Origin of the sequence: Nocardioides ungokensis, assembly GCF_013466985.1 — a bacterium.
Lineage (GTDB): Bacteria > Actinomycetota > Actinomycetes > Propionibacteriales > Nocardioidaceae > Nocardioides > Nocardioides ungokensis.
This window is the reverse complement of the sequence record NZ_CP059164.1, coordinates 1,037,256-1,051,671: the sequence shown is the minus strand read 5'-3', so window position 1 is coordinate 1,051,671 and position 14,416 is coordinate 1,037,256. Positions and strand designations below refer to the sequence as shown.

The window sequence follows — 14,416 nt, the reverse complement described above, 5'->3', positions numbered from 1 at the left end:
GAGGGACCTCACGCGGCCGGCAGCCGCGCGGGCTGCTCCGGGATGTGGTGCACCGCGATCCGGCGGCGGAACACCCAGTAGGTCCAGCCCTGGTAGGCCAGCACCAGCGGGGTGAACACGAGGGCCACCACGGTCATGATCTTCAGGGTGTACGACGTCGCCGCGGCGTTGGTGGTCGTCAGGCTGGTGCCGTCGGCCAGGGAGGTCGGCATCACGTCGGGGAACAGCGCGACGAACAGCCCGGCCACGGCCAGGGCGATGGCGACGAAGGTGCCGAGGAAGGCCCAGCCCTCACGGGCCGCTCCGACGGCCACCAGGCCGCCGACGAGCGCGGCGGCGGCCGCCACGAAGAGCAGCGCGGAGCCGAGGTTGCCGGAGTCGACCTGGGTCCAGAACAGGAAGGCGACCGCCACGGCGGCGGCCAGCACCCCGAACCGGGCGGCCAGGCTGCGGGCCTCGTGCCGCACCCGGCCGTCGGTCTTCAGGGCCAGGAACATCGCGCCGTGGGTGAGGAACAGCAGCAGGGTCGTCGCACCACCGAGCAGCGCGTAGGGGTTCAGCAGGTTGAAGAACCCGCCGGTGTACTCGCCGTTCGCGTCGATCGGCACCCCGCGCACGATGTTGGCGAACGCGACGCCCCACAGCACGGCCGGCACGTAGGACCCGATGATGATCGCCAGGTCCCAGCGTGCCTTCCAGCGCAGGTCGTCACGCTTGGCGCGGTACTCGAAGGCGACACCGCGCACGATCAGCGCGACCAGGATCATCAGCAGCGGGAGGTAGAAGCCGCTGAAGAGGGTGGCGTACCACTCCGGGAACGCCGCGAACGTCGCGCCGCCGGCGACCAGCAGCCAGACCTCGTTGCCGTCCCACACCGGGCCGATCGTGTTGATCAGCACCCGGCGCTCGCGGTCGTCGGAGGCCAGGATCGGCAGCAGCATGCCGACCCCGAAGTCGAACCCCTCGAGGCAGAAGTAGCCGATCCACAGCACGGCGATCAGGCAGAACCACACGGTGGTGAGCTCCATCGGGACGTCTCCTCAGTAGGCGAACGCGAGCGGGCGGTCGGGGGTGTCGTTGGGTCCGGTGTCCTCGGGGAGCGGGTCGGCCCCCGCGCGGACGTACTTCAGGACCAGCCCGATCTCCACCACCGCGAGCACGGCGTAGACGAGGGTGAAGGTGAGCAGCGAGGTGAGCACCGTGCCGGCACCGACGCCCGGGGAGACTGCGTGCGCGGTGGTCATCACGCCGAAGACCGCCCACGGCTGGCGGCCCATCTCGGTGAAGATCCAACCGAAGGAGTTGGCCGCGACCGGCAGCAGCGGCATCGCGATCGCCACCCACACCCACACCCGGCCGGTCGGGACCCTGCCCTTGCGGGTCAGCCACAGGATCAGCGCCGCACCTGCCGCGGCGAGCAGGCCGAGGCCGATCATCAGCCGGAAGCTCCAGTAGGTGATCGGGATGATCGGGGTGTAGTCGCCCGGCGAGTAGTACGTCGCGCCCGGGTCGCTGCCGTAGGTCTTCTTGTACTGCGCGAGGAGCTGGTTGATGCCCTCGACGGTGCTGTCGGTGTGCCCGGTGGCGAGGAACGAGAGCAGGCCGGGCACCTTGACGGCGAACTTCTCCTGGTTGCCGCTCAGGCTGCCGATGGTGAAGATCGAGAACCCGGCGGAGCCCTCGGTGTTGTAGAGCGCCTCGGCCGAGGCCATCTTCATCGGCTGGACCTCGGTCATGATCTTGCCCTGGACGTCGCCGGTGACCGCGACGCCGAGGCCCGCGACCAGGGCGATGACCGCGCCGGTGCGGGCCGCGCTGCGGTACATGCCGCGGTCTTCGTCACTGGCGCCGCGACGGACCATCGACCAGAACGCCACGCCCACCACGAACGCGGCGCCCGTGAGGTAGGCGGAGAGCACCACGTGCGGGAAGGTGACCAGCTGCACCTTGTTGAAGAGCACCGCGGCGAAGTCGTGCAGCTCGGCCCGGCCGGTCCTCGGGTTGTACCGGTAGCCGACCGGGTGCTGCATCCAGGAGTTGGCCGCGAGGATGAAGTACGCCGAGAGCAGGGTGCCGACGTGGACGACCCAGATGCACGTCGCGTGCAGCCTCGGCGAGAGCCGGTCCCACCCGAAGATCCACAGCCCCAGGAACGTCGACTCGAGGAAGAAGGCGAGCAGTCCTCGATCGCGAGGGGGCGCCGAAGATGTCACCCACGAAGCGCGAGTAGTCGCTCCAGTTCATCCCGAACTGGAACTCCTGGACGATGCCGGTCACGACCCCGATCGCGAAGTTGATCAGGAAGAGCTTGCCGAAGAACTTGGCCAACCTCAGCCAGTGCGGGTTGCGGGTGCGCACCCACGCCGTCTCGTAGCCCGCCACGATCGCCGAGAGGCCGATCGTGATCGGGACGAAGAGGAAGTGGTAGACGGTGACGATGCCGAACTGCCACCGGGCGAGGTCGAGAGGGTCCACGGATTCTCCTGGGCCGGACGCACGGGTGAGATTGTCTCGACGTTAAGAGAAACCGGCGGCAGCCCGGGACGGTCGGAGGCAACCTCCGCCCGGGACCAAGGTCCCCCGGGGTCGTGCCTGTGACCTGCTCGGTGGGGCCTACTCGATGAAGCCCTCCTGCTGCAGCCAGTCGTGCGCGACGTCGGCCGGCTCCCGGCCGTCGACGTCGATCTGGGCGTTGAGCTTGAGCAGCACCTTGTTGGTGAGCTTCGCCGTCACCGGCGCGAGGAGCTCCTTTATCTGCGGGTGCTGGTCGACGAGGTCCTTGTTGACCACGAACGAGACGTTGAAGTTCGGGAAGTACTGCCTGTCGTCCTCGAGGACCTCGAGGTTCAGCGACACGATCCGGCCGTCGGTGGTGAACACCTCGCCGAAGTTGCACTTGCCCGACGCGGTGGCGTCGTAGACCGCACCGGTCTGGTAGGTCTGGATGTTGCCCTGCGGCACCCCGTCGGACTTGCCCTGCGGCACGTCGTAGGTCTTGAGCATGCCGTTGAGCCCGTCGGGGCGGTTGGCGAACTCGGACTCGACGCAGAAGGTGCGCTCCTTGACCGGGACGTCCTTCAGCTGCGACAGCTTGGTGATGTGGTACTTCTTCGCCACCTGCTGGGTCACCGCGAACCCGTAGGTGTTGTTCATCGGCGCCGGGGGCAGCCACACCAGGTCGTTGGCGCGCAGGTCCTCGTCGCGCACCGCGACGTACTGCTTGTGCGGGTCCTTGATCGGCTTGTCGTGGCCGAGGTAGGTGATCCAGCCGGTGCCGGTGTACTCCCACATGGCGTCGATCTGGCCCTCGAGGTGGGCCTGGCGCGCCGACGCGCTGCCGGGGATGTTGGTCAGGTCGGTGATGTCGGCGCCGTCGGACTTGAGCAGGATGAGCGCCATCTTCCCGAGCAGGATGTTCTCGGAGAAGTTCTTCGAGCCGACCGCGACGCTGACGCCGTCGAGCGGCTTCACGTCGCGCAGCGGGCCTGCAAGCTGGGCCCCGGGCACGTAGCCACCGGCGGTGCCCAGCCCGCAGCCGGACAGGCTCGCCATCAACGAGAGGGACACGGCGGCCGTCAGGGCCGCCAGCGATCGGGTCGAACGTGGTCGCCGGAAGGCCATCCCTCAGATTCCCTTCGGTCGGGTCAGGAGCTCCAGCAGTCGCCCGAGCCACTCGATGAGCAGGGCCAGGAGGGCGATCAGCAGCGCCCCCGACACCATCAGGGAGAAACGGAACAGTGAGATGCCGGTCGTGATCATCTCGCCCAGACCGCCGGCACCGATGAAGGTGGCCAGGCTGGCGGTGCCCACGAGGAGCACCAGCGCGGTGCGCACGCCCGCCATGATCACCGGCACCGCCAGCGGCAGCTCGATGCGCAGCAGCACGGAGGCGGCCGACATCCCCATGCCGCGGCCGGCCTCGACGAGCGTCGGGTCGACGCCCTGCAGGCCGGTGATGGTGTTGCGCAGCACCGGCAGGATCCCGTAGAGCACCAGCGCGAGGACCGCGGTCCAGAAGCCGAAGTCCAGCCACAGCGCGAGGAGCACCACCAGCCCCACGGCCGGGGCAGCCTGGCCGCCGTTGGCGATGCCCACCACGAGGGGGGCGGCCCGGCGCAGCTGTCCGCGGGTCAGCGCGATGCCCAGCGGCACCGCCAGGGCCACGACCAGGAGCGCGGCGACGAAGGTGAGCTCGACGTGCTGGAGGATGAGCCGCCAGATCGTCGGCCACGCCAGCTGGCTGCTCTCGACGGAGTCGAGGTCGGCGGTCTGCCGCCACACGACGAAGCCGGCGAAGACCAGCCCGACCAGCACGGGCGGCAGGACCAGCATCAGGAGGGTCTCCTGGTCCGGGCGCCAGCGCCGGAGCCTGCCCCGGGGCGGTTCCTCCGCAGCGGCTCCCCCGGCGGCCGCCTCCGCGGGCTGCCGCGGCTCCCGGGTGATGGTGTCCTCAGCCACGGGCCTGGCCGTCCGTCGCGGCAGCGGCCTGCTGCTCGAGCGTGCGCATGTGGTCGGTGACGCTGGTGAAGTCGATGACGCCGAGGTACTGGTCGCGGTCGCCGGTCACCACCGCGCCGCCGTGGCTGGAGGTGAGCATCGTGTCCAGCGCGTCGTTGAGCGTCGCGCGGGAGTCCAGGGTGTGCAGCTTCTCGGGGTCGTACGACGGGATGCGGTCCTCGTTGCGCAGCTGGCGCAGCCACGGCCACGCGACCGGGCGCCCGCGGTTGTCGAGGACCACGACCGCGTCGTGGCCGACCGTTTGGGCCTTCCGGATGGCCTCGGCGGCACTGTCGCCCACCGCCGCCGTCGTCCAGTCGGCCAGGTCGATCTCGTTGACCCGGGCCAGGGAGAGCTGCTTGAGGGTCGAGCCCGACCCGACGAAGTCACTGACGAAGTCGTCGGCCGGCGCTGCGAGGATGTTCTCGGGGGTGTCGTACTGCGCGACGTGCGCGCCCTCCTGGAGGATCACGATCCGGTCCCCGAGCTTGATCGCCTCGTCGATGTCGTGGGTGACGCAGACGATCGTCTTGCGCAGCTCGCGCTGGATGCTCAACAGCTCGTCCTGCAGGCGCTGCCGGGTGATCGGGTCGACCGCGCCGAACGGCTCGTCCATCAGGAGCACCGGCGGGTCGGCGGCCAGGCCGCGGGCGACACCGACGCGCTGCTGCTGGCCGCCAGAGAGCTCGCGGGGGTAGCGCTTGCGGTACTTCGCCGGGTCGAGGCCGACGAGGTCGAGCAGGTCGTCGACCCGGTCGGAGATCCGCGACGCGTCCCAGCCGAGCAGCTTCGGCACGATCGCGATGTTCTTCTCCACGGTCATGTGCGGGAAGAGGCTGCCGCCCTGGATGACGTAGCCGACGTGGCGCCGCAGCTCGTCATGGCCCTGCTTGCGCACGTCCTTCCCGTCGATGCTGATGGCCCCCGAGGTGGGCTCGATCAGCCGGTTGATCATCTTCAGGCTGGTGGTCTTGCCACAGCCCGACGGACCGACCAGCATCACGATCTCGCCGGCGGGGATGGTCAGCGACAGCGAGTCGACCGCCGGCGTCTTCTGCCCGGCGTACCGCTTGACCACGCCCTCGAGCCTGATCTCGGCGCCGCTGACCTCGCTGTTGCGGGCCGCGTCCTGGCCCACGGACTGGGTCTCGTTCGTTGCGGTCATGATCAGGCCCTGATTCCCTTCGAGATGGTGAGCCGCCCCAGCAGCAGGAGCAGCAGGTCGGCGAGGAGGGCCACGATGACGATGCCCACGGTCCCGACCACGGCGTAGTTGACGGCGTTGGCGCCCCCGATCTGGGCCAGGCCGGTGAAGATGTAGCCACCGAGCCCGGGGCCGAGCACGTACGCCGCGATGGCCGCGATGCCCATCGACATCTGCATCGAGGTCCGGACCCCGGCGAGGATCACCGGCCAGGCCAGCGGCAGGCGCACCCGCCACAGCGAGGTCAGCTCGCTCATCCCGAGACCGCGCGAGGACTCCAGGAGCGTCTTGTCGACGCCCTGGAGACCGACGACGGCGTTGCGCAGGATCGGCAGCACCGCGTAGAAGGTCACCGCGATGAAGGCGGTGGTCGCACCGATGCCCGCGAGGGGCAGCAGCAGGCCGACCAGCGCGAACGACGGGATCGTCAGGCCGATGGCGCTCAGCGCGTTGGCCAGGCCGCTCAGTCGCGGGACCCGGGTGATCAGGACCGCGAGGGCGACCGCGATGACCGTGGCCAGCGCGACCGCCTGGATCACGAGGTTGGCGTGCTGGAGGGTGTTGTAGACGATCTGGTCACTGCGGTCGGTGATGAATTGCCACACGGTCGAACGCTCGCTCCACGGCTGGTGGAAGGCGCCTCCGGCGCCCGGTCACCCGGCTCTTACCCACGAGCCCGCAAAGTCATGCGGGCGCCTGCAGAGTCATGCGGGACGTGCGGAGCCAGGCGGGACCGTGCGGAGTCGCGCGGGCAGCACCGTGCGGACCGTGGCCCGGAGGCCACGGTCCGCACGCCGCGCGCGGCTCAGCCGCGGGCGAGGAAGGCGAGCAGGTCCTGCCGGGTCAGCACGCCCACGGGCTTGCCGTCCTCGTGGACCAGCACCGCGTCACCGGACTCCAGCAGCTTGACCGCCGCGCTGGCCGGCTCGGTGGAGCCGATCGTCGGCAGCGCCGGCGACATGTGCTCCTCGACGGAGTCCGTCAGGTGCGCGGTGCCCGCGAAGAGCGCGTCGAGCAGCGCCCGCTCCGAGACCGACCCCGCGACCTCGGCGGCCACGATCGGCGGCTCCGCGCGGACGACCGGCATCTGCGAGACGCCGTACTCCTGGAGGATGTGCACCGCCTCGGCGATGGTCTCGGCGGGGTGGGTGTGCACGAGGTCGGGCAGCCGCCCGTCCTTGCCGCGCAGCACGTCGCCGACGGTCTGGGCGTCCTGCTCGCTGCCCTCGACCGGGAAGCCGTACTGGCCCAGCCACTCGTCGTTGAAGATCTTGGTCAGGTAGCCACGGCCGGAGTCGGGCAGCAGCACCACGATGACGGCGTTCTCACCCTCGGGGGTGCCGGCCAGCTCGAGCGCCAGCTGCTTCGCGGCGTACGCCGCCATCCCGGACGACCCACCGACCAGCAGCGCCTCCTCGCGCGCCAGGCGACGCGTGAACGCGAACGAGTCGGCGTCGGAGACCTCGATGATGCGGTCGGCGACGGAGCGGTCGTAGGTCTCGGGCCAGAAGTCCTCGCCGACGCCCTCGACGAGGTAGGGGCGACCGGTGCCGCCGGAGTAGACCGAGCCGGCCGGGTCGGCCCCGATGATCTTGACCTCGGGGTTCTTCTCCTTCAGGTAGCGGCCGATGCCGCTGATGGTGCCGCCGGTGCCGACGCCCGCGACGAAGTGGGTGATCTTCCGGTCGGTCTGCTCCCAGATCTCCGGCCCGGTGGTCTCGTAGTGCGACCGCGGGTTGTTCGGGTTGGAGTACTGGTCGGGCTTCCAGGCGCCCGGCTGCGAGGCGAGCCGGTCGGAGACGTTGTAGTAGGAGTCGGGGTGCTCGGGGGCGACCGCGGTCGGGCACACCACGACCTCCGCGCCGTACGCCTTGAGCACGTTGCGCTTGTCCTCGCTGACCTTGTCGGGGCAGACGAAGACGCACTTGTACCCCTTGGCCTGCGCGACCATGGCCAGGCCCACGCCGGTGTTGCCCGAGGTCGGCTCGACGATCGTGCCGCCGGGCTGCAGTGCGCCCGAGGCCTCGGCAGCCTCGATCATCCGGGTGGCGATGCGGTCCTTCACGGAGCCACCGGGATTGAGGTACTCGACCTTCGCGAGGACCATCGGCGCGGTCTCGGTGGTCAGGTCGGGCCCGTCGGGGGTGGTGAGGGACCGGGAGAGCCTCAGCAGCGGGGTGTTGCCGATGAGGTCGAGGAGAGAGTTCACATACTGCATTCCGCCAATGTAGAGGTCCCTGTGCCCAACCCCACAAACTCGGTGATGTGAGGCTGGTGGAGCCCCGGCCCGGCGGGCGCCTCCGTAGAGTTGGGGCGTGGGGAAAGCCGGTGCCGCTCGCAAGCTCGCGTCCGCCGCCGCCTTCGGCGGCGGCGGCCTCTCTGCGCTGGGCGCCGGGCTGTACGGCGTCCTCACGCTCGAGGCGAAGCTGGCCCGCCGGGCCATCGGGGTGACCCGGGAGGAGCCGCCGCCGGACGCGACGGGGTGGTACGGCCGCGGTCGTCCGGGACCCGCCATCAAGGTCGCCCTGCTCGGTGACTCCAGCGCCGCGGGTTACGGCGTGGACCGGGTCGAGGAGACGCCCGGAGCGCTGCTGGCCAGCGGTCTCGCCGAGCGTGCCGACCGCCGGGTCCACCTGCGCGAGTTCGCCGTCGTGGGCGCCCAGACCTCCGACCTCGCCGCCCAGATCGACCGGGCCTTCCCGACCGGGCCCGACGTGGCGGTGATCCTGATCGGCGCCAACGACGTCACGCACACCGTGCTGCCCTCCCACTCGGTGCGCCAGCTCTCCGAGGGGGTGCGTCGCCTCCGTGAGGCCGGCATCGCCGTGGTCGTCGGCACCTGCCCCGACCTGGGCACCATCAAGCCGATCGCTCCCCCGCTCAAGCAGATCGCCCGCGCCTGGTCGCGGCGGCTCGCGGCCGCCCAGACGATCGCGGTCGTCGAGGAGGGCGGCCGCACGGTCTCGCTCGGCTCGATCCTCGGCCCGGAGTTCGCCGCGGCCCCCGCGATCCTCTTCGGTCCCGACCAGTTCCACCCGTCGGCTGACGGCTACCGCTCGCTGGTCACGGTGCTGCTGCCCTCGACCCTCGCCGCGCTGGACCTGGTCCCCGACGACGAGGCGGTGCCGGAGGCGTTCCGTGGCGAGGGCGTGCTGCCGATCGTGGCGGCCGCTGTGCAGGCCGTGAACAACCCGGGCACCGAGCTCGATGGCACCGAGATCGCCGGCTCGCGCCGCGGCGTGCGCGGCCTGTGGGTGGAGCTGCGGCACCGCCGTCGCCACCCGCACACCGAGGCCGAGGCACCCGACGACCACGACGACGACTCCGGCGGCACCCGCGGCCCCGGCTCGTCCTCCGAGGCGGCCAGCAGGGTCTGAGCTCCTGCCGGGAGCTGTCCGGAACTGTCAGGGCAAGACGAAGGCCCCGGGCAGTGCCCGGGGCCTTCGCCTTTCCGTGGCCGACCCCGAATGGGCCGGAGGGGGTCAGTTGTCGCTGAAGATCGCCAGCAGGCGCAGCAGGTTGGTGTAGATCCAGACCAGACTGACGGTCATGGCGAACGCCGCCCGCCACGACTCGCGCTCCGGGAGCCCGTTGGCGATGCCCTGCTCGACGAAGTCGAAGTCCATCACCAGCATGAACACGCCGAGCACGAGGCCAGCGAGCGCGGTCAGCAGCCCGAGTGTGCCGAACCCGAAGAGGCCGAGGCTGGCGCCGAACAGGCTCAGCACCAGCTCCATCAGGCTCAGGCCGATCATGCCGAAGACGGCGGCCATGACCATCATGCGGAACTTCTGGCCGACCTTGATGTTGAACACCTTGTAGGCGGCCAGGGTGCCGGCGAACGCCGCGAAGGTGCCGATCACCGCACCGGACACGACACCGTCACCGAAGCGGACGTCGAACATCTTGCTGAGGGCTCCGAGCGCGACGCCCTCGAAGGCGCAGAACGCCAGCACCAGGGCCGGGCTGATCACGCGCTTGAACGAGTTGACCATCGACAGCGCGAAGGCGCCCAGGCTGCCCAGCGCGACGGCCGAGATCAGTCCGGAGCTGTACGCGCCGTTCTCGATGGCCGGGGTCAGGATCCAGGTGGCCAGCGCCGTGACGATCACGACGGCGAGCGAGACAGCGGTCTTCTGGACGACCGAGTCGATCGTCATCGGGCCGGTGGAGGCCGGCGCCTGGGTGGGCGAGCCGGGCGTGCCGGTGCCCCACGACGACGGGTCCGAGTAGCCCGGCTGGCCGTAGCCCTGATAGGGCGCCCCGTTGCCGGCGTACGTCTGGTTGCCGTAGGCGTTCGCGGCAGGACGGTTGAACTCCTCCGAGCGCCGGAACACCGGGTTGTTGCTCTGCATGGTCTCCTCCTTGGAGGCCGTGTCGACCGTCTCCCTGACGGCTCGTCTCACAGAACCCAGTCTAGATAGGGTTCACTCGCACCAACGCGCGGGCAAGGTACGTCGTTCCCTCGGACTCGGGACCAACGGCCCTGATCCGCCACCTCCTCCACCGCCACGCTCAGCGTCATGAGCGGTGTCGACTACGTGTTCGTTGCCGTCGTCGGATCCCGCTTCCTGCTCCCGCTGCTCATCCCCCGCTACCCGCTGCCGGCCGTCATCGGCTGCCTGCTGCTCGACGGCGTGGACCAGACGATCTTCCAGGCCTTCGGCTACGACCCCCCGGGCTACCAGAGCTACGACAAGGCGATGGACGTCTACTACCTGGCCATCGCCTACCTGGCGACCATGCGGAACTGGGCCAGCATGCCGGCGTACGACGTGGGCCGCTTCCTGTACTTCTACCGGCTCGTCGGGGTGGTCGTCTTCGAGCTCAGCCAGGTCCGCGCGATGCTGCTGATCTTCCCGAACACCTTCGAGTACTTCTTCATCGGCTACGAGACGGTGCGCACCCGCTGGCGGCCGCTGCGGGTGACGCTCAAGTGGTGGGTGATCACGGCCGCCGCCATCTGGATCTTCGTCAAGCTGCCGCAGGAGTACTGGCTGCACGTCGCCCAGCTCGACCTCACCGACACCCTGCGCGACTACAGCTGGGCGTGGCCCCTGCTCATCTCGCTGCTGCTCCTCCTCGCCGCGGTGCTGTGGTTCGTCGTGCGGCCGCGGCTCCCCGAACCCGACTGGGACCTGCGGCTGCCCGCCGACCCGCTGCCCGAGGCCATCAACACCGCCGCCGAGCAGGCGGCCTGGCGCGCGACCTCGGGTCGGGTGATCTCGTGGGTGACGCTGGAGAAGGTCGTGCTCGTCGGGCTGATCTCGATCATCTACGCCCAGACGCTGCCGGGCATCCACGCGACCAACCTGGAGCTGTTCGTCTTCATCGCCGTCTTCGTCGTGCTCAACACGGCGATCGGCATCGCGTTCGCCCGGCGTGGTCGGTCGATCGAGTCCGCCACCCTCGCCGTGCTCGCGCGACTGCTGGTGGACGTGGTCATCGTCGTCGTGGCGAGGTGGCTCGCGGGCAGCGACAGCAGCTCGTGGAACGTGATCTTCTTCCTGGGACTGATCAGCCTGATCACGACGCTGCACGACCGGTGGCAGCCGGTGCTCGCCTATCGGCGCTCAACGCCGGCCTCGTCCGCTGGTCCGGTTGCCGTCGAGGGTGCTGGGGCCTAGCCGACGGACCGTCACCTGGGCGGGTGCAACAGCCCCGCACCGCGGCCCCTTGGCTGCGGGGGTTTCGAGGCTCGCTGACGCTCGCACCTCAACCGCCGGCTGCCGGACCGGTGCCCCCGCTGGGACTCGAACCCAGACTGCGTCGCTTTTAAGGCGACTTCCTCTGCCGATTGGGATACGGGGGCCTGCTCGGGACGTCATGCGGATCGTGGGCCCTGGGCCACGGTTCGCACGATCTCCCGCTCACGTCACCGGGGGATTCTCGCAGCGTCGGCCGCGCGACCGAGCACCTCGTCCAGCATCGGCTCGGTGAGCCTGCCCGTGAAGGTGTTCTGCTGGCTGGGGTGGTAGCAGCCGAGCAGGGTGATCGGGTGCGGGCCATCGAGCGACGCCGAGGCGCCGTGGCCGAACTTCGGCCGTGGCCGGGGCACCTCCCAGCCGATGCGGCCGAAGGCGCCCAGCGCCGCCGCCCAGCCGTAGGAGCCGAGTGCGACGACGACCCGGACCGAGTCGGCGACCTGGCGCAGCTCTGCGTCCAGCCAGGGTGCGCAGGTGTCGCGCTCCTGCGTGGTGGGCTTGTTCAGCGGTGGCGCGCAGCGCACCGTCGCGACCATGCGGGTGTCGACGAGGCGGAGCCCGTCGGCCGCGTGTGTGCTGGTCGCCTGCGTCGCCAGCCCGACGCGGTGGAGGCCGGCGAAAAGCCAGTCGCCGGACCGGTCGCCGGTGAAGACGCGCCCGGTGCGGTTGCCACCGTGCGCGGCGGGCGCGAGCCCGACGACGAGGACGCGAGGGTCGGGAGCGCCCCAGCCGGCGATCGGACGCCCCCAGTAGGGCTCGTCGGCGTACGACGCCCGCTTCTCACGGGCGACCTGCTCCCGCCACGCGACCAGCCGTGGGCAGGCGGCGCAGACCGACACCCTGGCCTCGAGCTCGTCGAGACCGGTGCCCGCCGCGAGACGGCGGACCTGGACGGCCGTCCGCGCCACCGGCGTGTCGGCGTCCGCCACGTCGCCGGGCCAGCCGGAGCCCGGCGGGACCGGCGACGCGAAGAGCTCTCCGGTGGCGGGGTGAGGGAGGAGGAGTTGGAGGGGGCCCACCGACCCATCGTGCCCCGTCACCGGAGGCTGCTCAGGACATCGGCGGCGCGGCCTGGTCGGCGGGCCATGACTGGTCCGCGCTGTGTGCACCACCGTCGCCGCGGCGTACCTTGTCCGCCGCCGCGGAGGCTGCAGTGGCAGCGGTCTCCTTGGCCTTCTCCACGACCGCGTCCTTGGCGGCGGAAGCCTGCTCGGCGACGAGGCCCTGGGCCTGCTCCCGCGCGGACTGCACCCGCGGGTTGCGCATCACGCGACGCGCACCGCCGGCGATCTGCTCGTAGCGCTCACGTCCGGCGCGGGTGCCGAGGACGTAGCCGGCAGCACCGGCGGCGATGAGGGTCAGCTTGCTCATGGGTGGGGCTCCTGTCGGTGGGGGTTTCAGCGGGTACGACGCCACACCAGGAGGCCGACGACGGCCACGACCGCGGCGGCGCCGGCGATCACCTGGGGACGGGGTCGGCCCGAGTCGGTCGTGGCCCGGTCTCGCAGCACCGCGGCGCGGTGGCGGGCCCTGGCCTTGACGTCCAGCTTGGCCTGCAGCTCGTTGACCGTCGTGGCGAGCTCCTCGCGCTGCCGCTCGATGTCGGCCTCGATCTGCTCCGGTGTCGTGCCGTTGCTGCTGCTCATACGTGCTTCCCCTTCACGGCGGCGACGTCTTCCTTGACGCTCGCAATGGTCATCTCGGGCGCGGGCGGGGTTGCCTGCTGCACTTCCTTCTTGCCGACCAGGGCAGCTCCGCCAGCGGCGGCGAGGACCAGGACGGCGACGACGAGCGCAGCCGCCCAGGCCGGCAGCACCAGGTCGAGGGCGAGGATGGCCGTGGCGATCAGGGTGGCGACACCGAACACCGCCAGCAGCCCGGCGACGCTGAACAGGCCGACACCGACGCCGGCTCGCTTGCCCTTCTCGGTCAGCTCGGCCTGCGCGAGCCGGAGCTCGCTGCGCACCAGCTCGGGGATCTGCTCCGACAAGCGGTGCACGAGGGCACCCAGGGGCTCGTCCGTGGTCCGGGTCATGGGTTCGTCCATGGGGGTCCCGTGCCCACTGGTGTGCGCGACTAACCTCCGACCATCGACCAGGCGATCCCGTCGAGGATGTCGGCCTCGGAGGCGACGAGGCAGTCGACCCGGGCGCGGGCCAGGACCCGCGACAGGATCAGCGCCCCGGCGTCGATGACGTCGGCCCGGCCTGGATGCATGTAGCCGAGGGCCAGCCGCTCGGCCACGCTCATCGCGACCAGCCGGTCCACCACCTCGCGGATCCGGTCCACGGGGACGACCGACTGGTCGATCGCGTCGGCGTCGTACGCCGGGAGGTCGAGCGCCCCGGCCACCACCGTGAGCACGGTCCCCGCCACCCCGACCACGGCCCGCGCGTGGTCCACCTGGACCGGGGACTCGTCGAGGTGGGCGTCGATGTCGGCGACGCAGGCCGCGACCTCCGCCGCGGTCGGCGGGTCGGAGTGGAGGTGCCGCTCGTGCAGCCGGACCGACCCGACGTCCATCGAGTGGGCGGCCTCCGGCGATCCGGACGAGCCCAGGACGAGCTCGGTCGAGCCGCCCCCGATGTCCAGCACCAGGACCGGTTCGGCTGGCGGCACCCGCAGGTTGCGGATCGCACCGTCGAAGGCGAGCGCGGCCTCCTCGGCGCCGGTGATCACCTCCGGCCAGACCCCCAGCCGGTCCCGGACGCCGGCGGCGAAGACCGCGCCGTTGGCGGCGTCCCGGGTGGCCGAGGTGGCGCAGAAGCGGATCCGGGAGACGTCGTGCGCGCCGACCAGCGCGGCGTACTCGTCCAGCGCGGCGAAGGCCCGCTCCAGCGCCGCCTCGGAGAGCCGGCCGGTCCGGTCGACACCCTCGCCGAGCCGCACCATCCGGGTCTCCCGGACGACGATGTCGGTCAGCCCCTGCCCGTCGACCGAGCCGACGAGCAGCTTGATCGTGTTGGTCCCGCAGTCGACCGCGGCGACCCGGGTCACCGGAGGGGTCCCG

General features: G+C 70.9%; 14 protein-coding genes, 1 tRNA gene and 1 pseudogene. 2 read left to right on the top strand and 14 right to left on the bottom strand.

What is annotated here, in order from left to right:
* Positions 1 to 8: 8 nt before the first annotated feature.
* From cydB to H0S67_RS05225, 7 genes and pseudogenes are all read right to left on the bottom strand, one after another.
* A complete protein-coding gene (gene cydB / locus H0S67_RS05255; RefSeq protein WP_180935723.1) occupies positions 9 to 1,028 on the bottom strand; it encodes a cytochrome d ubiquinol oxidase subunit II in 1,020 nt (339 codons plus the stop codon).
* A gap of 12 nt (positions 1,029 to 1,040) precedes the next feature.
* Positions 1,041 to 2,475, bottom strand: a pseudogene (locus H0S67_RS05250) (cytochrome ubiquinol oxidase subunit I).
* Positions 2,476 to 2,613: 138 nt separating this feature from the next.
* On the bottom strand, positions 2,614 to 3,552 hold the full coding sequence (locus tag H0S67_RS05245; protein ID WP_246355146.1) for a glycine betaine ABC transporter substrate-binding protein: 939 nt from the start codon (positions 3,550 to 3,552) through the stop codon (positions 2,614 to 2,616).
* 72 nt (positions 3,553 to 3,624) lie between these two features.
* Complete coding sequence (locus H0S67_RS05240; protein ID WP_246355145.1) at positions 3,625 to 4,458, bottom strand: ABC transporter permease; 834 nt, start codon at positions 4,456 to 4,458, stop codon at positions 3,625 to 3,627.
* Positions 4,451 to 5,662 carry an ABC transporter ATP-binding protein gene (locus H0S67_RS05235; protein WP_180935721.1) on the bottom strand — a complete coding sequence of 404 codons (1,212 nt, stop codon included), beginning with the start codon at positions 5,660 to 5,662 and terminating at the stop codon, positions 4,451 to 4,453. Before H0S67_RS05235 ends, H0S67_RS05240 begins: the two co-directional genes overlap by 8 nt.
* A 2-nt stretch (positions 5,663 to 5,664) precedes the next feature.
* Positions 5,665 to 6,306, bottom strand: a complete 642-nt coding sequence (locus H0S67_RS05230) for an ABC transporter permease (protein ID WP_180935720.1) — start codon at positions 6,304 to 6,306, stop codon at positions 5,665 to 5,667.
* A 200-nt stretch (positions 6,307 to 6,506) separates the two neighbouring features.
* Positions 6,507 to 7,919 carry a cystathionine beta-synthase gene (locus H0S67_RS05225; protein WP_180935719.1) on the bottom strand — a complete coding sequence of 471 codons (1,413 nt, stop codon included), beginning with the start codon at positions 7,917 to 7,919 and terminating at the stop codon, positions 6,507 to 6,509.
* A 97-nt stretch (positions 7,920 to 8,016) separates the two neighbouring features.
* On the opposite strand from H0S67_RS05225, the gene H0S67_RS05220 reads away from it, so the two are divergent.
* Positions 8,017 to 9,078: an SGNH/GDSL hydrolase family protein gene (locus H0S67_RS05220; RefSeq protein ID WP_180935718.1), complete on the top strand. Its 1,062-nt coding sequence runs from the start codon at positions 8,017 to 8,019 to the stop codon at positions 9,076 to 9,078.
* A gap of 105 nt (positions 9,079 to 9,183) precedes the next feature.
* Here the strand turns inward: H0S67_RS05220 and H0S67_RS05215 are convergent, their stop codons facing one another.
* Positions 9,184 to 10,056: a Bax inhibitor-1/YccA family protein gene (locus H0S67_RS05215; protein WP_180936771.1), complete on the bottom strand. Its 873-nt coding sequence runs from the start codon at positions 10,054 to 10,056 to the stop codon at positions 9,184 to 9,186.
* 168 nt (positions 10,057 to 10,224) lie between these two features.
* Here H0S67_RS05215 and H0S67_RS05210 point away from each other — a divergent pair, with 168 nt between their 5' ends.
* Positions 10,225 to 11,328 (top strand): hypothetical protein, encoded by a 1,104-nt coding sequence (locus H0S67_RS05210; protein ID WP_180935717.1) that lies wholly within the window; start codon positions 10,225 to 10,227, stop codon positions 11,326 to 11,328.
* Between the two features lie 111 nt (positions 11,329 to 11,439).
* Here H0S67_RS05210 and H0S67_RS05205 read toward each other — a convergent pair.
* The 6 genes from H0S67_RS05205 to H0S67_RS05180 all read right to left on the bottom strand — a co-directional run bounded on the left by H0S67_RS05205 (position 11,440) and on the right by H0S67_RS05180 (position 14,403).
* Positions 11,440 to 11,513, bottom strand: a tRNA-Leu gene (locus tag H0S67_RS05205).
* 63 nt (positions 11,514 to 11,576) lie between these two features.
* Entirely contained in the window at positions 11,577 to 12,425 is an 849-nt protein-coding gene (locus tag H0S67_RS05200; RefSeq protein ID WP_180935716.1) for a uracil-DNA glycosylase, read from the bottom strand.
* 31 nt (positions 12,426 to 12,456) lie between these two features.
* Positions 12,457 to 12,777 (bottom strand): hypothetical protein, encoded by a 321-nt coding sequence (locus H0S67_RS05195; protein WP_180935715.1) that lies wholly within the window; start codon positions 12,775 to 12,777, stop codon positions 12,457 to 12,459.
* 26 nt (positions 12,778 to 12,803) lie between these two features.
* On the bottom strand, positions 12,804 to 13,052 hold the full coding sequence (locus H0S67_RS05190; protein ID WP_180935714.1) for a DUF3618 domain-containing protein: 249 nt from the start codon (positions 13,050 to 13,052) through the stop codon (positions 12,804 to 12,806).
* On the bottom strand, positions 13,049 to 13,441 hold the full coding sequence (locus H0S67_RS05185; RefSeq protein ID WP_246355143.1) for a phage holin family protein: 393 nt from the start codon (positions 13,439 to 13,441) through the stop codon (positions 13,049 to 13,051). The genes H0S67_RS05190 and H0S67_RS05185 overlap by 4 nt, the downstream gene beginning before the upstream one ends.
* Before the next feature lie 41 nt (positions 13,442 to 13,482).
* Positions 13,483 to 14,403, bottom strand: coding sequence for a Ppx/GppA phosphatase family protein (locus H0S67_RS05180; RefSeq protein ID WP_180935712.1), 921 nt, complete (start codon positions 14,401 to 14,403; stop codon positions 13,483 to 13,485).
* Positions 14,404 to 14,416 lie beyond the last annotated feature (13 nt).